Genomic DNA, 18,283 nt, shown 5'->3' on the forward strand with positions numbered 1-18,283 from the left:
GATTGGCAGCGTAGCGCTGTGATGCAAACAACTGGTTTTGGTTTAAGTACTGCGGCAGGTGCTGCCGTTGGTAGTGCTATTGTTAAGTCAAGTCTTGGTATTGCAATGCTTGCTACGCCTGTGGGATGGGTGTTTGCTATCGGAACAGCACTAGCTTTAGGGTATGGAGCAGCTAAATTCGGTGATGGTCTTGGGCAATGGGTAGCGGGCTTGGCTTATGATACTAGTGCTCACTTTAGTCGGTTTTAATTTGAAGGCAGAATGATGGAAATAACCTCTGAGCATTGGTTTGCTTTAGGCGTTGGCATTTTAATATTTTTATGGGGGATTGCGACCCTTTGTTTCAGTCGTATTTCGGTAAAACATATTGAACATGAGATGGCTAAAGCAGGTCAATTGCCGCCAGAATGGGATAAAGGTATAGGTACTCGTATAACTATGTATGCCATGGTTATCGTAGCTAAAAAGGCTGCCGCTGTGTCACCGGTTAATGATCAACTAATTCTTCGCTATGCCCGTAAAAAAGATTGGTATTTAGCTGTTTTTTTTCTTGGCTCATTTGTTGTTTTAATGTGTGTAGGCGGTATTGCTTATTATTTATATGGTCCGGAATAATTGGCTTTGAGTGAAACTTGGTTTTTGCTATGCGGCGGTGCCTTATTTTTCTTATGGGGTATTGCGGTATTTTGTTTTAGTCGTATTACCGTAAGACATATTGAAGATAACATGGCCAAGAAAGGTGAATTGCCACCCGAGTGGGATAAAGGCATAGGCATCAGGCTAATCATGTACGCTATGGTGATCGTAGCGAAAAAGGCCGAGAAAGTGTCACTGGTTAATGATCAATTGATACTTAGTTATGCTCGGAGAAAGGACTGGTATTTGGCATTATTTTTTCTTGTATCTTTTGCTGCTTTTTTGGCTGTAATTAGCGTTGGTTATTTTTTATATGGGCCGGGGTAACTGAAATGTAGTTAGTCATTACCTACATTTTAAACAAATCGAAGATGCTGTTAACGACTGACATTTTGTCAATAACTACAGGTAGACATATCTATGTTGGAATTCACGCTTGAAGTTTGGCTGATGTCGATTGGCGGCATTTCATTTCTCTTGTGGGGGATTGGGATATTGTGTTTCGGCCGTATAACGGTAAGACATATTGAAAGGGAAATGGGAAAAGAAGGCAAGGAACCGCCGGTATGGGATAAAGGAATTGGCGGCAGATTTGGGGCGTATGCATTAATTATTTTATTTCCCAATATTAAGCGCCATGCATCTTTAGTGGATGTGGTAGCGACTAAACGTTATGCCCGTAAAATAGACTGGTATCTGGCTTTATTTTTGCAGATTACTTTTGCTGTGTTTATTGTAGCGGCTGGTATTGCTTATTATTTATATGGTCCTGAATAATTGGTCTATTCTGCTCAGAGTTATTGTGCGTTAAATCCCTGTCTCCGTGTGGCCGGGTAGAACCGGCTACTACGCAGTTTTACAGCGGTAGCCGGTGTTGTCGGTTAAGACTTAGTTGCCAGGCTTGGCGTTATCACTAAACTGTCTTGATTGACCGTTACCGTAACCTTTTGCCCTACGGTGAAACCGGCTTGGTCGAGCCATTTACCTCTTAACACGATATAAGGCTCAAGCACTACCGGCACATAATTAAGGCCAACCCCGCGGGTTTTGGCGGCGTTCTCACATATGGTTTCTAAAACAGTAAGTTGGCGTGAGGCGAGATATTTTACTTTTGCCGAGCTAGGCTCTGACGTATGATTAGAATCAGCCATGGCGGACTCCTTAGAAGTTCGTTGTGGTTAGCAATCTCTGGGTGTGCTCGCACTCAGGGGTTGCGGTTGCTACGACGCGCTTTATACGCGCTAACGGATAAAAATACTGGCGAGGTTGTCCCCCTTTGTTGCTGAGAGGCACTTATAATGAAAGACCAGAATGCTGTATAAAGCAACAGTAAAGTGGTTGTTTATTAGATTAATATCTGCAATAAACGGGGCTGGTTATGCTCTTTGTTATAAGGCGTGGAAGCTCCTAAACTAGAGGCTTTGGGCTATGAACTGTTGTTATTATTTCTCTGTTTGCTTTTGCAATTCCCCTTAACGGTAACTAACTTCAACAAATGCATTTTCACTGATAATAATGGCCTGCTAGTATTTCAGGTTAACTAACTTTCATGGGTCGCTTATTGCTTTTATGATCGTAGTGGCATTAGTCGTTTATCTATATGGGGCGGAATAAAAGTCAGGTTGTTTTTAGGGAATACCAGGATCAAGCAGGTAAAGTACATGCTGCTTTAACTGTGCCGCTAATCTTCTCTGATAAATATTGAACCAAAGAATAAGAGAAAAGCCAGTATCATGGCCAGCAGCCCCAGTATTTTACGGGGCCATTTGTTAAGGGTTATTCTGCTGTCATATTTTACAAACTCACTTAGCAGTACACCCAAAGGGCCTCCGCAGGCAACCCAACTTGCTTTCCCTGTCAGGGTAAAGCTGCCTGAGCGGCCCCAAATGGTTAATTCACCGCTAAGTGCACCATAAAGAAACCAGCATAAAGCGATTAAAGGGATGCTGTAAATGGGAGTGCGTGGCTTTTCTATTCTGACTGGTGGCTTATATACTCTTGTTTTTCTGCGCTGGCGTTTATAGGCCTTGCGGTGTTTGGCTGAGCGGGCGATAACAAATTCCTTTTTGTTGTCTGGCTGTTAATTATAGGCGGCAGTATAAGCGGTTTTCAACGGCTCTTGCCGGCAGCAGGCGGTGCGGCAATATTTCTCCATCTCACAATCATAATTAACTGGTAAGGTAAGCAATCTCTGCAGTAAAACCTGTTTATATCGTAACGCAGTGATTGGCAATAAGCCCGTCAAGGCAGGCGCTAAATACTACCCTGTTAATGCGGCTGGTGTGCTTTTGGGCAAAGGCCTCCACTTTTTTATAATGGCCTTGAGATAGCCAGATAGAGCGTGGTTTGGAGTTGGCCGGTGACGCATAAAAAATGACATAGCGGTCTTTTTCCTGGTCATAACACTTTTTGCTTTCAATGTAGTTGTCTATAAATTCTTCCAGCAAGGCTTTTAAGTCCATGGCTTTGTCTTTGGCCAGTGCCTTGGCGGTATCGAACATCCAGTTTGGCATTGGCACTTGTACAAAGTGTTTAGCGGGTTGCAGCGAATTGCTCAATGTTATTACCTACCCTAGTAATTAAAATGAGTTATATAAATGTTCTGATTTATCGTCACAATATTCAGTTGCTCGCGTTTTTATATTAATGTTGTGGTGCGGCATAAATAATGTTGAAGGCTGATTATATCTGACTTTTCAATTAATTATTTACTTTGCAGGTAAAATAAAGTTAAAGTGTATGTAAACATACATACAAGGAAGATGATGAATAGTAACCGCCGTACCAATACGGAAACAATCCCTGAATTTTTTAGCTGTGGTTTTGCCGTGCAAGTTACTGATAATAAAAAAATCACTAATGCTCCGGGTATTGCTTCTTTAGATACTTTTTGGCAACAGTACCGCCAACATGCGCCTGAAAAACTCAGCCGGTTTATGCTCACCCATTACAATGTTAAAGCGGCGTCAAATGCGCAGCTGGTAGATGAATTTTGGCAAGATTGTTTGTCGGAAGTGGTGGCCAGCGGCGGTGTGTTGCCGCATGCTTCTATTTTTGACTGGTTGTATTTTCGTGGTTATCACTGAAAAAATTTATGCCTGTTAATGATGATAACAGGCATAAAAATTAAGTGTCGGTACTTACTCTGTGGCGAGGTTTTCTTGTACTTCATCCGGGTTTACCAGGGCCAGGAAGAGAATCACTACGCCTATTAGTATTTCACCGCTGTGGAAGATAGGTTCGAGGTTGTCGTAGAAAAATGTCCAGTTCCAGAAGGGTTGGGCAATTTCATTACTAAAACCGATGTACTCAAGGTTCCTGATAATGTTTTCCACAAAGGTGAGTAGCATCACTAAAGTTAACAAGGCGTAGCCAGAAACAATAAAAATCTCACCAAAGCCAGCGGCTATTTTTGTGTCGTCTTCAGGAGAAAACCTTTTATGCAACATTCTGGACAATATTGGTCGGAAAAACATTATGAGCGTTAAAGCTGCTAAGGCTGTTAGTTGTATAGAAAATAGAATGACATTTCCCCAGACATTTTCTAATGGTTCTACTGCATCTATTAAATAAAAATTCATTAATGAATATATGCTGAGTTTATAGATTAGTAATAGTGCGCAGATATGCCTGACATTGATATTATCAAAATATACCATGGCAACAACGAACAGATACAGGCATAAGCCTAACTCGTAATATTGGGTATAGGTATAAAAAAAGCTTAAACAACATAAGGCTAAGGCGATTAAAATAATCAAATCAAACTTTTTCATCGCATTTCCTTATGGGGTATAACTTCCGTCTTGCTCAGCTATGCTCTCTGTAATATCCGCAACCGGCGAGAGCAATGTGGCGGCAGCTTTAGGTCCTTTAGCTTTGTAAACACCTCCGGCTACTTTTGTTAACTCGACTGCTGTGATTTGTTCTGTAATACCGCTGGCAGGTGCATTATTCTCTATTCTTTTGGGTCTATCAGGCTTATAAACGCCCCCGAATATAGTGGATAATTTATCTAATATTTTGATTTCTTTATTTATTAAATCAGCTTTCAAATTCTTCATTATCAGTTCCTTTGTTTTTTTCGGGGGCAAGTTTCTCTTCGGCTTCTTTATCATCGGTACGTTTTTTTCTCGGGCGGATCAGTTGCTGTTCATTGACAATTTTTCGGCACTGGGCAGCATAGTTATAAATGGAGTCACAATTCATTCCACAAAGTTTGGCCCATTTTAATAAGTAACTTAAAGGGATCAGGCTAACGCCACTTTCATAATTGCCGTAGGTATGGCGATGCACCTCGACATGATCCGCCATTACCTGCATCGTTTTACCTGAGGTTAACCTCATATTTTTCAGGTCTTCCCCGGTAAAGTCCTCTTGGATTTTATCTAGTTCATCTGTCACCATTTATTCCTTGTTTTACAACTACAGTCAGCAAAGGCGCAAATGAATAAACAGCCTTTGCTATATCCAAAGCTACACCATGTTTTCCTGCGGTGTTGCTTGCTTAAAGTCTGGATATTAGGGGGAGGTCTCGGTGTGGTTATTCATTGAGTTAGCATCTGTACTACCAGCAAGAAGAAGTAGGGTATTTTGCGCTGAAAATCTAGGGCCGTTTGCTTTATGAATGCTGTCGGTAATATTTTGAAAAATATCAGGCCGGTTAATTTCTTGTGAGGTGAAATGTATTTGGGCTGTTCTCATTGCTTATTCCTTTAATCGCGGCGTTGTTTTCTGTATTGGTAAGTATGTTCTCGCCGCTATTCCATAGCTGCATTCTTACCGGCTGTGGTAATTTAGCATGGCATTTTAGCTTTATTAAAGCTTTTTTTGATACTTTTTCAGCTGCGCCATTTTAATGTCTAATGATTTGTACATTAAATTTTTTTTACTCTTTTTTTTATCCTTTTTTTGTTAATGGCAAGATTTTTGTGTATCAAATTCGGTAGGCTTTTAATGAGATATCAAACAGATATAAACCCGCCCAGCCTAGCTGGCAGGTATTTGCCTAATAAGTCGTTGTTCATTTTACCTGCAAGCGGGGAAGTTATTTTCGGCGACATATTAAAAGGATTTTTATGAACAAATTACTCATAGTTGACGATATGGCACAAAGTCGTTTTTTCTTATTTAAATTGTTCGACAGCCATGGTTTTACCGTTTTCCTGGCAGAAGATGGGATGACAGCGATAGAGCAGTTTAACAGGCACAGGCCAGAGTTTGTGCTCAGTGATATCCATATGCCGAACATGAGCGGTTTTGCCTTGGCCTGGCACCTGCACCACCGACATAACCAGAGTGTGACCCTGATCACTTCAAGCGATATTGAATATGAGGCTGTTGATGCTGACGGAGTTGATGAAATCATACATAAGACGGACATTGCCGGGAACTTACCTGAGTTGATCAGCCGTTTGTTGTCCAGGTTGCTAGCCAGGCAATTAGCGAGCAGGGCCAGTACGGCATTAACGTTATGATCTGTATGGAAGGTCATATTTTGTGGCATTAGTCATAAGTAAAACAAAGAGTGAGATTGCACAATAATGGTGAACTTTTTAACAGATAACAAAAAGCGTGAATTTGATCAGAAAACCCTGTTCCCATCCGACTTTAGTACTGACAGCATAGCAAGCTTCTCTCCCGGTTATTTCAGGGCGGTGCTGGCTCAGCTGCAGCTAAATGTTGAGTTTGAAGTAAGCGATAACTGGTCATTATTACAATTACCTTGTGGTGCTTTTATCATCGTACATGATGCTATAGCTGATGGAAAACCTTGTCCGGATATGAAAACACAGATCACCGCCAACCTTGTGGTGATGGAAGCTTTATCCCGATGCGTAGCTGGTTGGCGTCTGCATTATGATAATTTAACGGCTTATATTCAAAATCATGGTTTTATTGTTGAGATGCCAGCGCCTGCTAAGGGATGAATTAAATTTTTTTAGCCCTATAGAGTGTATGTTTTCATACCTCATGATTTTCATATACTACTAAAGTGTATGTTTTCATACCTTTTGGTGTGTGTTTTTATATGATGCGTTGATGTATGTTTTCATACATATAAGGCGGGTGTGTTTGTGCAATTGTATCAAGACGTTTTATTGGCCAGTGTTTTTTTCGGTCCGGTTCTTGGGCTGACACTGTTGTTTTATTGGCATGCAAAGGCAAACAGCAAAGAGCTGACGAAATGTAGCATAGGATTAACCGGGCTGGTTTCCATATTGATGTCGATAGCACTGCTTTTATTGATCGATATAGCAAAACAGCTAAGTCCATTTTCTTGCTATGTATTTATCGTCCTGATTTACAGCTTGGTGTCCGCGCTGGCGGGTAGCTTGACAGGTTGTTTAATCAACCGTTGTTTACCGTTTCAAAGCAGTAAAAGCTGCAAAAAATATTAAGCGAAACTGACGGAGAAAATATGAAGATTTAAACCTGACAATCATAGTCATCGGCTGGAGTTTGTTATTACAGGCAAAGCTTTGTGCTGCTGACTTAAAAATTAACGACAACCCCAGGGATGGAATTATTGCGCTGTTATTACCAATTCTTGTGGTCATTATTCATGCATTAACTCATTTCAACTATGAAATGAATACGGAAATAAAAATATGGATTCAAAGAAAATCAGGCTGGGCGTATTGTGCCTGGCAGCTTTTTCCGCCTTGTGTTCTTTTTCCCCTTTTTTAGTACAAGCGGAAGATGAAGACCCTTATGCCAGCGAGATTCATGCGGCAAGCAATTATAAAATAGATCCACAAGCCAGTACCGGTCAGCTAAAAGCGGTTGACGTGAACTTTGCCGGTGACCAGATGAATACCTATGACGGCAGCGTTTCTTTTTTGCAAACCGATTTAAGTTTGCCGGGAAACTCGGATTTACCGGTTGAAATAACCCGGGTTAAAAATGGTTTTACCAGTCAGTATTACGATACTTTTACCGAGTTTCATGACTGGGAGTTAGCCATACCCGAAATAAAAGGCAGCTACACGAGAACAAGTGATCGTTTCTCTGGTTATGAACCTTTTCCTGCGAAGATTTGCTCTGACACCCTAAATATCTTTAACGATAATATTATCCACCCCTTTAATGGTTTCATTTTAAATATAAACGGTGTGCCTAAACGCCTGTATCAGCTGGATCATCAGCAAAGTACGGTTAATTATCCCGTGGATACAAAATATATCACCGAGGATCACTGGGTAGTGAAATGCATCAATACCGATGAAGGGGAAGAAGGTTTTCAGGCAACTTCCCCTCAAGGGGTTGTTTATACTTTTGCCCTGTATAAAAAAATGTTTAATTTCACCGTACGTTTCCTGGTGACTAAAGTAGAAGACCGCTTTGGCAACTGGGTGAAATATCAATATAACCCCAAAGACGGCAATCGTCAGGCCATGTTGCAGTCAATTGTTGCCAACGACAATCGAAGAATTGACTTAACCTGGCAAGCGGTTAACAACCATTTAATTAAATGGCCGCATAAGGGCTACCGTATCACCCAGGCTAAGGCCAATACCGGTGAAATATGGCGCTATGACTATAAGGAGTGGCCTATCTCCATCCACCCGGATGAACCGCGGAATTTATATGCTCTAAAAAAAGTCACCCGGCCAGATGGTACTGCTTGGACTTTCGGGCTACAGCGAATGCGAGTGGCAAATTTGGCAAGCAGCATTTCAAGCAATGCCAATATCTATAGCGTTGACTCGCCAGATGGCGCACAAGCGGAATTTTATTTTTTACCTAAGGTGCTAGATCAAGGCTATCTGGTTGATTCTACTGGGTTGAATTACGCGGATATGATCAGTTATGAAACAGATCGCCTTTCCTCACTTTTCGTTATGCAATCAATAGCGGAAGTATTAATCAAAAAGTCAGTCAATGTAGGAAAACGATATTATTGGCACTATGAATTTACCAAAGGCTTACTCAATAAAAGTGGTGGGTTCAATGATCTGGGGCAAACAAGGCGCATTGATATTACCGATGCAAGCCCGCTTCGTGAGCTGACCGTGACAAATCCGGATCAAAGCATTACTCGTTACCGCTATAAGCAGGTATTTGGAAAAGAAGAAGGTGAGCTCGGGGAGGTTGCCGTTTTTGCAACGCTTGAAGATGTCGATAATAACAATCCTTTAAAGCAGGAAGTGTACCGCTGGGATTATAGTCAAATACCCGGTGTCCCTTGTCATTATGTAAACTGCAAACCCGGAGCAACGAATAAAAGTCCGGGATCACGGGAAATTCCGGAAAAACACTACCGTAAGCAATTAATCGAGAAAACTATCATTCAAGATGGTGTTACCTATGTCACTAAGCTGCATGCCTTTGATGAATACGGATTTCCTACCTTAACCAGCCAGACCAACCAAACCCAGGGGAAAGCACGCTGGATCAAACAAGAAAATTATCATGACAGCCATAACTGGTTGTTGGGGCTACCTGCAAAACAATGGCTTTCTGCGAGCAACGGCCAGTGGACGGAAGTGTCTGCCACCAGCTACCACAGCCCTACATCCACCTATAAATCGCTGCCTTATCAGGAAAGCCGTTTTGGGGTATTACAAAAATCTATGGTGCGCTATTCGGGTGAAGGAAATTTACTGGAAACCCAGTATAACGCGCCTAATCAGCGCCACTTGCTGGATAACTATCACCGCGGCATTCCACAAAAAGAGCGATTTACCAGCCGTTATAATGCCGCTTTATTTGATGAGCTCACCCGTAAGGTGGATGACAGGGGGGTTACTCTACATGAGGTTAATGAGCTCGGGCAGAAAACCGAATACAGTTACGACGTCCTGAAACGTATCACTAAAATAAAGTATCCTGGCAGTGGCCGTTTAGATACCAATATTACTTACGATATCGATGGCTCTTCTAGTTTCGGTAGCGACTTTACGAAAACTGTTACCGAAGGCAATCGTGAGGTTGTCGAGCATTATGACGGTATGAAACGCCTGATGGGCAGAGAGCAAAAGGACTTATCCCAGCCAGATGAAACTAAAAGTTATGTCCGCTACCAGTATAATATTTTCGGCCAGCAAACCTTTCAGTCCCAGGCCAACAGCAGGACTAAAGGTATTGAAACTCACTATGATGCTTTACAACGTCAAACCCAAATTATTGATAATGTTGCCGGTAATAGCACTCGCTTTGAATATCTTACCGGTAATAAAACCGCGGTAACCGATGCTAAAAACCATCGCACCGTTACCAGTTACCTGGCTTATGAGGAGCCAAGCCAGGAGAATCCCGTACTTATCGCTGCCCCGGAAAACGTCAATACCAGCTTTAGCTACAATATTTTTGGTTCGGTCACAGGCATCACCCAGGGAGGAGTAACCAGAACCCAGGTTTATGACGACCAGCAACGCCTGTGCAAGCGCTTTGACCCCGAAAGCAGCTGGACCTACTTTGATTATGATAACTTGGGTAACCCCTTATGGCAGGCAAAGGGCATTAGCTCGGTAACTACGAATTGCGACCGGCATTTGGTGGCGGACAAGGATAAAATAAAAAACAGTTACGACTTTAAAGGCGAACTGAAAACCATTGACTATCCGGGAACGACTCCGAGCAAAACCTTTACCTTAGATCCCCTGGGTAAGATGCTGGCGGCTGAAAGCGGCACAACCCGCTGGAGCTATGCCTATAACCCGTTAAACGAGCTGAGCAAAGAAGTGCTGACGGTTGACGGTAAAAGTTTTACTTCACTGCGTACCTATACTGCTTTGGGTCATTTGAAAACCCTGACTTATCCGTCGGGGAAAACCATAGATTTCAGCCCCAATGCCCTGGGACAGCCGCGCAAGGTCGGCCAGCATGTCAGCAACATAGAATATTTTGATAACGGTCAGCTTGAAGGTTTTGATTATGCCAACGGCGCCACTTACAGCGCCGAACAAAACGACAGGCAGCTGCACGATGAAGATCTGTTAAAAGTGAATTTTATTGCCGTAGCTGCATTGAAATATGGTTATGACGACAATAACAACCTGGCCAGTATCCGCGATGAAATTCAGCCGCAGCATTCGATCACTATGGGTTATGACGGCTTAAACCGTTTAATCCGGGCAGACGGCAGCTGGGGCAGTGGCTTGGTTTATTATGACCAGCTGGGCAACATCACCGCCAAACATATGGGTGGCCAGCAACTGGATTATCTTTATGATGCCAACAACCGTTTAACCTCGGTTACCAATAACAATAACGCCTTTTATACCTTCAGTTACGACGCCCGGGGCAATGTTACCTCTAACGGCGTTAAAGACTTCAGCTTCAATGATGCCAATCAGCTGATCTCGGCAGAGGGCTTTGTGATCAATGCTGACAGTGCGGCCATATTCACCAACTTTGCCGGAGACTTTGCTTACGACGGCCATGACCGCCGGGTGAAAAAAACACATCAGGGCAAAACCAGTTACTTTTTTTATAGTCAGGACGGCAGCCTGCTGTTCCAACAAAAAGCCAATGGCCGCACGGTGGATTATGTTCACCTGCAAGGTCGTCTGGTCGCCGAAGTTGAAATGTAATACAGGGAAGCAAAATGAATTACAAAAATAATATCAGGCAGATGCAAGCTGCATATCTGTTCGTTGTGGTGATGCTGCTAACTTTGGTTAGCTCGCCTGTGCTGGCAGCAGAAGATAACCACAGAACCAGTAACCTGACTTTGGAAAGCGGAGAACCGGCCCAGATCGTTATCCGTGTTGTGGAAACAGGCGAACCGCCGGGCATTGAAATTGCCTCGGGGGCAGAGCTGTTAACCGATGTCACGGTTGAAAAAGTTGGCCGGTTAAGCAGTAGTGGTTTTCAACGTTATTTATTTACCATTACCCCAAAAAGTAATGTTGCCGGCAGCGGTGAGGTGATATTCAGTTACCGGAACCAGACGCCGTCCGAAGGGGAATTTAACGAGTTCTATCATGTTAATTTTTTTATTGACGGTGAAGTGCTCTACCCTAATCCTGAGCCGGTGCATGTGAATAAGTACCTGACTTTTGATTCCGGCAGTGAAGGACTGTTGCTATTAACTGAACAGGCCGAATTGTTTACTGAAGAGGCCAGTTATACCCTGGAGTCAGGAGATGATTTGCTGTCAGGGGTAAGCATTTACAAACTAGCGCAAAACGGCGAAAGCTATCAACCTCAACTTGCTTTGCACAGTATTGCCGGGCAAAGCGGTAGTGGCGAAATAACCGTTAAGCTGGTGCAGTTGGTGAATCAGGGGGGCGGCTGCCTTGACGGTACTGACAGTTGCCACCGACAGGAAATATATATTCACTTGTCGTTCAGGATAGAAGCCTTAATTCCGACACCAGAGCCGGAGCATTTTTATAAAAACATCACCTTTAATCTTGGCGAAACCAAAGAGCTGCTTACCCGCAGCGCCGACTTTCTGGTAACTCCCGGTCACCAGTTTACCGGTGGAGCGAACCTGCTTGCCAATGTCAGCAAAGAGCAGGACGGCAACCGTTTCCGCTATTTGCTAACCGCGAACGCCAGTGAAGACGGTAACGGTGAATTTATTGTCACCTACACTCAGGCGGTAAACCCGGATGGCACTTGTTTAGAAGGTGGCGATACTTGCCGTAGTCAGCTTGTTTTTGAGCATTTCAACTTTATTGTTTTTCCTGACGCGCCTGTACCTGAGCCTTTATATCTAAATAAGCAACTGGATATTGCCAGCGGCTATGCCGGATCGCTAGACCTGGACTATTTGCCGGTAACTTATCTGCAAGACCCCGTGTACACCATAGAGGCGGGAGACGGACTAGTGTCGGCTGTAAGCATCTCGAAAAAACAGCAGGAGGGAAATAAATACCAGCCTGAGATCACCGTACAAACCATAGCTGGAGAAACCGGCGCCGGTGAGATCACCATTGAAATGGTGGAGGCTACTAACAATGGCCGTATTTGTCTTGGCGGCGGTGATGCCTGTTACCGCCAACCGGTCGTGGTTCATCTGGCATTTAACTCGCTGGCCCTGGTGCCGACACCACAGCCGCTACATACCTATAAAGAAATACGCCTGAACCAGGGAGAGGTTAAAGACTTTATAACCAAAGTAGGAGACTACCAGGCTGAGCCAACAGCGGCGTTCATCACCGGTGAAAACCTGCTGGCTTCTGTAGTAAAAACACCGGACGGCAGAAACTACCGCTATTGGCTAACGGCAGGTGAAAGTACGGAAGGCACCGGTGAACTGGTGGTGACTTATACCATAGAAAATGATGAAACCGGCACCTGTCAGGACGGCGGGGATACTTGTCGCTGGCAGGAGGTTCATCAACACATTTTATTCTCGGTAGAGGCGGAAACCCTGTATCCGACACCTGCGCCGTATCATCGAAATAAATATTTAACCCTGGCATCCGGTTATCAGGCGTCTATAGCGCTAAGCTACGGCGTGGAAACGAACCTGCAAGAGCCGGTTGTGGTGATTGAGTCGGGTGAGCACTTGCTCGCTGGCGTCACCATTACCAAAACATCTGAGCAAGGCGAGGTTTATCAACCCGTACTTAACCTGCAAAGCCTGGCCGGGCAAAGCGGTAAAGGGGAAATAACCGTTAAATTGCTGTATGGAGTGAATCAGGGCAAAACCTGTGAAGACGGCGGCACTGGCTGCCATCAGCAGGAAGTGTATGTTCACCTGGAGTTTATTGTGGAGGCGTTAGTGCCTGCGCCCGTGCCCGTGCATGAACATAAAGAGCTGTATTTTGAGCAGGGAGAAATAAAAGATATTGCCACCCATATCGGGGATTATCTGGTAGAACCCAGCGTAACCTTTACCGGCGGCGAATCGCTAGTGACGGTAAGGCGGGAACCGGACGGCAGAAACTACCGTTATTACCTGACCGCAACCGACAGCGCCGCCGGTGAAGGGGAAATGGTGATTTCCTACACCCTGGAAAATGAGGTTGCCGGCACCTGTGAGCAGGGCGACAGTTGCCGTGAGCAGATAATTTATCAACATGTGTTGTTTAAGGTAGAGCCGGAAGTACTTAAGCCGACTCCTGCACCTTTGCACCTTAATCAACGCATAAACCTGGCTACCGGGCATGAAGCCACTTTTGCCCTGGATACTCTCAGTAATGTTTATCTGGTAGAGCCGGTTTATACGCTGGATAGCGGGGCCGATTTACTCTCTGATGTTGTGATCAGCAAGTATGAGCAAGATGGTAACCGCTATCAGCCAAAAGTGACCCTATACGCTAATCCCGGGCAAACGGGTACGGGGGAGCTGGTAGTAAAAATGGTGCGGGAAGTTAATGTGGGAGATAAGTGCCTGGCCGGGGATAACAGCTGTCACCGCCAGGAAATTTACATGCACCTGGCCTTTAGTGTCGACCCGCTGATCCCAACCCCTGCGCCTGTACATGAATATAAAGAGGTTCCGTTAAACACAGGGGAAATCAAAGATGTGATCACCCATCTGGGAGATTACCTGACAGAGCCTGAAATCAGCTTTGTGTCCGGGGAATACTTGCTGACCTCGGTCAGGGAAGAGCAGGAAGCACGCAGGTACAGGTATTATCTTCAGGCTAATGAAAGTGAAGCCGGCAGCGGTGAAATGGTGATCACCTACACTACCAGCGAGCGGGTTTTTGGCACCTGCCTTGAAGGCGGAGATACCTGCCGCGAGTTAATAACCCATCAACATATTTTGTTTACCGTTGAGCCGCAAGTGCCGGTACCCGAACCGCTCCATATTAATAAACAAGTGGCAGTTCCTTTGGGCCATAGTGCGGAAATTGATTTGACATCATGGTCTGCTGAGTATCTTGATGAACCAAGCTATACCATAGAGGCCGGGGAAGCGTTATTGTCACATGTGACTTTGGTGAAAAAAGCCGTGGATGGCCGGGAATACCAACTTGCTTTGAATCTGCAAAGTCGCTCTGAAGAAGAAAGCAACCCTGAGCAAAATAACAACGGCGAGATCATCGTAAAACTGGTGCGTGCGGTGAATCAAGGCAAGGTATGTCTTGACGGCACCAATAGCTGCTATGTTCAGGAAGTCTATGTGCATGTGCAATTTACGGTAGAGGCATTAATACCGACACCTGAGCCGATACACCAATATAAAACCGTTACCCTGGCCCCGGGAGAAGTGAAAACAGTAAGAACCTCGCTGGAAGACTTTATTGCGACCCCCACGCATACCTTTAACAGCGGTGAAAGCTTACTGACTGCGGTTACCAGAAGTGCGAGTGGCCGGGCATATGTTTACGAACTGACCGCCAGCGATAGCGATGCGGGGAGCGGCGAGATGGTGATTGCCTATATTGGCAGGTTAAGCAATGTTTTCGGTACTTGCGCCGAAGGTGGCGACAGCTGTCGGGAACAGGTGATATACCGCCATATATTGTTCAAGGTTGAAGAAAAGGTTACAACGCCTCAGCCGCAACATGTAACTCGCTATGTAACCCTGGTACCCGGCGGGGAAGCCGAGGTAGATCTTTATTCTTTGTTATCAACGAACGGAGGGACGCCAAGCTATACCCTGGATACAGGGGCCGAGTTAGTTGCCGGTATCGCTCTTACAGAAGTGCCATTGGCAGACGGTACTTATCAGCAGCTTATGACACTGCAAACGGTTGCCGGGCAAACCGGCAGCGGTGAGGTCACGGTGAAGCTCAATCGGGAAGTCAACCGGGGCAAAGTATGTGTCGAGGGAAATAGCTGTTATAACCAGGAGATTTTAGTACATGTGCAGTTTACTGTCGCTCCTTTGTTGCCTGTGCCCGAACCCGTGCATGAATATAAAGAAAAAACCTTTGACGCCGGGGAGAGCAAACAACTGGTGATCCACACCGGTAATCACCAAGCCGGAGTCGGTTTTAAATTTAACTCGGGGCATGAATTGTTCAGCGCAGTTAACGGTGAGCTGGATAACAATGTTTACCGTCTGAACATGACGGCAAGTGATACCTTGTCAGGCAGCGGTGAGGTGGTGGTTACCTACACCAAAAAGCTATTCGTGATCGGTGAATGTGAGCTGGGCGGCGATACTTGCCGCGAGCAAGTGAATCACCTGCATATTAACTTTACCGTTGAAGACAAGGAGCCCACGCCAGAGCCCATGCATGTTAACCGCCGGGTGACCCTGGATGCCGGTGCATCGGCCTCTTATGTGTATTTGCCAAAACCTTATATTGAAGAGCCGGTTTATAGCATTACTGAGGGAGCTGGCCTATTGTCGGCGGTGGCGATTACCAAAACGGCAGAAAACGGCGATCACTACGAGCCTGAAATTTCCCTGCAAAGCCTGCCCGGTCAGCAAGGCCGTGGGGAAATAACGATTGAGCTGGTGCATAGGGTAAATCAGAACAAAGTGTGTGTTGACGGCGGCGACAGCTGCCAGCGCCAGGTAGTTTATCTGCATTTGCAATTTGAGGTTGAAGCGTTAACCCCCGATCCCGAGCCGATACACCTTTATAAAGAATTTCAGTTAAACCACGGTGAAACAAAGACCTTTAATACTGATATTGGCGATTACCTGACAGAGCCGGTGTACAGTTTCAGCAGTGGCGAGACGTTGATTCAGTCGGTTACCGAAGAGAAAAAGCTCAATTATAGCTTGTTCACCCTTATGCCAGCAGGTGATAGAAATGTCACCGGAAGCGGTGAAATGGTGTTTACCTATACCACAGAAAAACGTGTCCGGGGGACTTGCCAAAGCGGCAGTGATAGTTGCCGCAGGCAGCTTAATTACCTACATGTGAAATTTAAGCTTGGCTATGACACGCCAGAGCCGATACACGAGTATGCCGACCTGACCCTGATACAGCGACAGGGTTCGGTAAGAATAGGTAGCTTTGACCGGGCTTATGGCGCCGAGGTGAATATAGTTTCCGGCGGGCAGTTTTTAGATGCTGCCGCGGTAGAGTGGCGCACATCGAAATTCGCATACCTGGAGCTTGCTGCCAACAGCGCAGGTTCAGGTGAAATTGTGGTAACAGTAAAAGACAAGGCTTATGTTGCCGGCTGCGGCGATTCCTGCCCGGTGCAAACCGTGTACTGGCACCTGAATTTCAAAACTGAAAACAATGCGGTGTCGGAGCAGCTGACTACCGATATTCAATTGACCGCCGGGGATACGTTGGCATTAACCGGGCCGATAGCCGCTTTTAGTGATGACAAATCCTTAAGCATTGTCAGTGGTGATGCTTTGTTGCAATCGGCAGATTTACAGCTTGATACCGTGGTTGGCAACCTGAGTCAGGCACAAGTGAATATTGTTACTGAGGCAGGGCAAACAGGAACCGGCTCACTACAGATAAACCTCACCAAACCGGCAACAGGCTGCTACGGCAGTTGTTGGACACAGGAGGTTATCTGGACCATTAACTTTGCCGTATCGGATACCGCCTCCGGGGATGAACTTAAACATATCAATAAGCGTATCACGCTCGCTGCCAACAGCAGTGAAACCCTGGACTTGGGCCGTTATGTGGAGCAAACCAGCTACCCGATAGATTTTGTTAGCGGTGCAGAGCTGCTCAACCAGGCGGAAATTCGTTTCCAGGGAAACAGTGAAGGCACCAATACCCGGTTGGAACTGAGGACGGAAAAGTTTGTGACCGGCAACAGCGAACTGGTGTTTCAGGTAAAAGAAACAGAGCCTGGCTGTGTGGAAGATTGTTCGGAGCAAGCAGTAGTCTGGCACTTAAACGTAGAGGTGGTAGCAAACGATACCCCCGGTATTACCTATGTGATGACGGATATGCTCGGCTCGCCGATGCTGACCATGGACATTGATGGCGACATTATCAAACGCACCTATTACCAGCCCTTTGGTAAAGTCACGGATGCGCCGGACAACCTGGAAAATCTTAAGGATGAATCCGGCTATACCGGGCATATACAAGATCAGCATCTTGGGTTAACGTATATGCAGGCGCGTTACTATGATCCTGAAATTGGACGTTTTTATTCGATAGATCCTGTGGGTTATAATCCGGACTATCCGGTGCATTCTTTTGGCCGCTATACCTATGTTAATAATAATCCTTATGGTTATACCGATCCTAATGGTGAAACAGCGTTAGCTGTTATAGGTTTTATATCGGGTGGTATTGCCGGCGGGTATTCAGCATACTTACAAACTCGTGGTGACTTTACTATCAATGATGCTTTTAATGTGGCTAAGTCCGCTGCCGTTGGAGCTACAATTGGTGGTTTAGCAGGGCTGACAATGGGAGCATCTGTGTCTGCATTACCTGTTACCGCTTCAAGGTTATCAATAGGAAAAGTAATGGCGGGCACTGCCATTACTAATGCTATAAGTACAGCTGGGGGGGATGCTACCGGCCAGTATATTAGTTCAGGGAAAGTAAATGTAACTGCATCCCTTACAGCTGGAGCCTTTTCAGTTCTTGGGGGGGCTGGAGCGGGAGCTATCAAAGCCAGTATGAATGGTACTGTCAGTTCCAGCCTTCAAATAATATCGTCGGAATTAGGTAACATACCGGGAATGGGGGCATCAGCGGCAATCCAAGACTCAGGTAGTGACCTTGTACTTGATTCACTTCCTACATTTGAATGGTAAATAATCTTAGGGAGCTAAATTTTAGTATTTCATTTAGCTCCCTTGTAGGGTATAAAAATTTATTAGCTTAATTTACGTATTAAATAA

16 protein-coding genes are annotated in these 18,283 nt (G+C 45.1%); 10 read left to right on the forward strand and 6 right to left on the reverse strand.

Going from position 1 to position 18,283, the window contains the following annotated elements; translation table 11 throughout:
• Positions 1 to 18: 18 nt before the first annotated feature.
• The 4 genes from SG35_RS09000 (at position 19) to SG35_RS09015 (ending at position 1,413) form a co-directional block, all read left to right on the forward strand.
• Positions 19 to 249, forward strand: a complete 231-nt coding sequence (locus SG35_RS09000) for a hypothetical protein (RefSeq protein WP_152646576.1) — start codon at positions 19 to 21, stop codon at positions 247 to 249.
• 12 nt (positions 250 to 261) lie between these two features.
• A complete protein-coding gene (locus SG35_RS09005; protein WP_152646577.1) occupies positions 262 to 615 on the forward strand; it encodes a hypothetical protein in 354 nt (117 codons plus the stop codon).
• A 6-nt stretch (positions 616 to 621) separates the two neighbouring features.
• Positions 622 to 963 (forward strand): hypothetical protein, encoded by a 342-nt coding sequence (locus SG35_RS09010; protein WP_152646578.1) that lies wholly within the window; start codon positions 622 to 624, stop codon positions 961 to 963.
• A 93-nt stretch (positions 964 to 1,056) separates the two neighbouring features.
• Entirely contained in the window at positions 1,057 to 1,413 is a 357-nt protein-coding gene (locus tag SG35_RS09015) for a hypothetical protein (protein ID WP_044832377.1), read from the forward strand.
• A 104-nt stretch (positions 1,414 to 1,517) separates the two neighbouring features.
• On the opposite strand, the gene SG35_RS09020 is transcribed toward SG35_RS09015, so the two are convergent.
• Together SG35_RS09020 and SG35_RS09025 are read right to left on the reverse strand one after the other, a co-directional pair.
• A complete protein-coding gene (locus SG35_RS09020; protein WP_044832378.1) occupies positions 1,518 to 1,787 on the reverse strand; it encodes a SymE family type I addiction module toxin in 270 nt (89 codons plus the stop codon).
• Positions 1,788 to 2,843: 1,056 nt separating this feature from the next.
• Positions 2,844 to 3,194, reverse strand: a complete 351-nt coding sequence (locus SG35_RS09025) for a hypothetical protein (RefSeq protein ID WP_152646579.1) — start codon at positions 3,192 to 3,194, stop codon at positions 2,844 to 2,846.
• Positions 3,195 to 3,398: 204 nt separating this feature from the next.
• On the opposite strand from SG35_RS09025, the gene SG35_RS09030 reads away from it, so the two are divergent.
• Positions 3,399 to 3,722: a hypothetical protein gene (locus tag SG35_RS09030; RefSeq protein ID WP_152646580.1), complete on the forward strand. Its 324-nt coding sequence runs from the start codon at positions 3,399 to 3,401 to the stop codon at positions 3,720 to 3,722.
• Between the two features lie 54 nt (positions 3,723 to 3,776).
• Here SG35_RS09030 and SG35_RS09035 read toward each other — a convergent pair whose 3' ends face one another.
• From SG35_RS09035 to SG35_RS09050, 4 genes are all read right to left on the reverse strand, one after another.
• Complete coding sequence (locus tag SG35_RS09035) at positions 3,777 to 4,412, reverse strand: hypothetical protein (protein WP_044832381.1); 636 nt, start codon at positions 4,410 to 4,412, stop codon at positions 3,777 to 3,779.
• Positions 4,413 to 4,421: 9 nt separating this feature from the next.
• A complete protein-coding gene (locus tag SG35_RS09040) occupies positions 4,422 to 4,700 on the reverse strand; it encodes a hypothetical protein (RefSeq protein WP_044832382.1) in 279 nt (92 codons plus the stop codon).
• On the reverse strand, positions 4,681 to 5,043 hold the full coding sequence (locus SG35_RS09045; protein WP_053042964.1) for a helix-turn-helix domain-containing protein: 363 nt from the start codon (positions 5,041 to 5,043) through the stop codon (positions 4,681 to 4,683). The genes SG35_RS09040 and SG35_RS09045 overlap by 20 nt, the downstream gene beginning before the upstream one ends.
• A 114-nt stretch (positions 5,044 to 5,157) precedes the next feature.
• Positions 5,158 to 5,340 carry a hypothetical protein gene (locus tag SG35_RS09050; RefSeq protein WP_044832383.1) on the reverse strand — a complete coding sequence of 61 codons (183 nt, stop codon included), beginning with the start codon at positions 5,338 to 5,340 and terminating at the stop codon, positions 5,158 to 5,160.
• A 374-nt stretch (positions 5,341 to 5,714) separates the two neighbouring features.
• Between SG35_RS09050 and SG35_RS09055 the strand changes: the two genes are divergently transcribed.
• The 5 genes from SG35_RS09055 (at position 5,715) to SG35_RS09075 (ending at position 18,196) form a co-directional block, all read left to right on the forward strand.
• On the forward strand, positions 5,715 to 6,113 hold the full coding sequence (locus SG35_RS09055; RefSeq protein ID WP_044832384.1) for a response regulator: 399 nt from the start codon (positions 5,715 to 5,717) through the stop codon (positions 6,111 to 6,113).
• A gap of 66 nt (positions 6,114 to 6,179) precedes the next feature.
• The gene (locus tag SG35_RS09060; RefSeq protein WP_044832385.1) at positions 6,180 to 6,566 is read left to right on the forward strand and encodes a hypothetical protein; all 387 of its coding nucleotides are present in this window, start codon (positions 6,180 to 6,182) and stop codon (positions 6,564 to 6,566) included.
• 147 nt (positions 6,567 to 6,713) lie between these two features.
• Complete coding sequence (locus SG35_RS09065; protein WP_152646581.1) at positions 6,714 to 7,037, forward strand: hypothetical protein; 324 nt, start codon at positions 6,714 to 6,716, stop codon at positions 7,035 to 7,037.
• Between the two features lie 210 nt (positions 7,038 to 7,247).
• Positions 7,248 to 11,174 (forward strand): RHS repeat domain-containing protein, encoded by a 3,927-nt coding sequence (locus SG35_RS09070; protein WP_044832387.1) that lies wholly within the window; start codon positions 7,248 to 7,250, stop codon positions 11,172 to 11,174.
• A 14-nt stretch (positions 11,175 to 11,188) separates the two neighbouring features.
• Positions 11,189 to 18,196, forward strand: coding sequence for an RHS repeat domain-containing protein (locus SG35_RS09075; protein ID WP_044832388.1), 7,008 nt, complete (start codon positions 11,189 to 11,191; stop codon positions 18,194 to 18,196).
• Positions 18,197 to 18,283 lie beyond the last annotated feature (87 nt).

Source organism: Thalassomonas actiniarum (assembly GCF_000948975.2).
Classification (GTDB): Bacteria; Pseudomonadota; Gammaproteobacteria; order Enterobacterales; family Alteromonadaceae; genus Thalassomonas; species Thalassomonas actiniarum.

Coding starts and splice junctions, on each gene's coding strand:
- SG35_RS09005 (WP_152646577.1), top strand. CDS start 262: ATGATGGAAATAACCTCTGAGCATTGGTTTGCTTTAGGCGTTGGCATT.
- SG35_RS09015 (WP_044832377.1), top strand. CDS start 1,057: ATGTTGGAATTCACGCTTGAAGTTTGGCTGATGTCGATTGGCGGCATT.
- SG35_RS09020 (WP_044832378.1), bottom strand. CDS start 1,787: ATGGCTGATTCTAATCATACGTCAGAGCCTAGCTCGGCAAAAGTAAAA.
- SG35_RS09030 (WP_152646580.1), top strand. CDS start 3,399: ATGATGAATAGTAACCGCCGTACCAATACGGAAACAATCCCTGAATTT.
- SG35_RS09035 (WP_044832381.1), bottom strand. CDS start 4,412: ATGAAAAAGTTTGATTTGATTATTTTAATCGCCTTAGCCTTATGTTGT.
- SG35_RS09040 (WP_044832382.1), bottom strand. CDS start 4,700: ATGAAGAATTTGAAAGCTGATTTAATAAATAAAGAAATCAAAATATTA.
- SG35_RS09045 (WP_053042964.1), bottom strand. CDS start 5,043: ATGGTGACAGATGAACTAGATAAAATCCAAGAGGACTTTACCGGGGAA.
- SG35_RS09050 (WP_044832383.1), bottom strand. CDS start 5,340: ATGAGAACAGCCCAAATACATTTCACCTCACAAGAAATTAACCGGCCT.
- SG35_RS09055 (WP_044832384.1), top strand. CDS start 5,715: ATGAACAAATTACTCATAGTTGACGATATGGCACAAAGTCGTTTTTTC.
- SG35_RS09060 (WP_044832385.1), top strand. CDS start 6,180: ATGGTGAACTTTTTAACAGATAACAAAAAGCGTGAATTTGATCAGAAA.
- SG35_RS09070 (WP_044832387.1), top strand. CDS start 7,248: ATGGATTCAAAGAAAATCAGGCTGGGCGTATTGTGCCTGGCAGCTTTT.
- SG35_RS09075 (WP_044832388.1), top strand. CDS start 11,189: ATGAATTACAAAAATAATATCAGGCAGATGCAAGCTGCATATCTGTTC.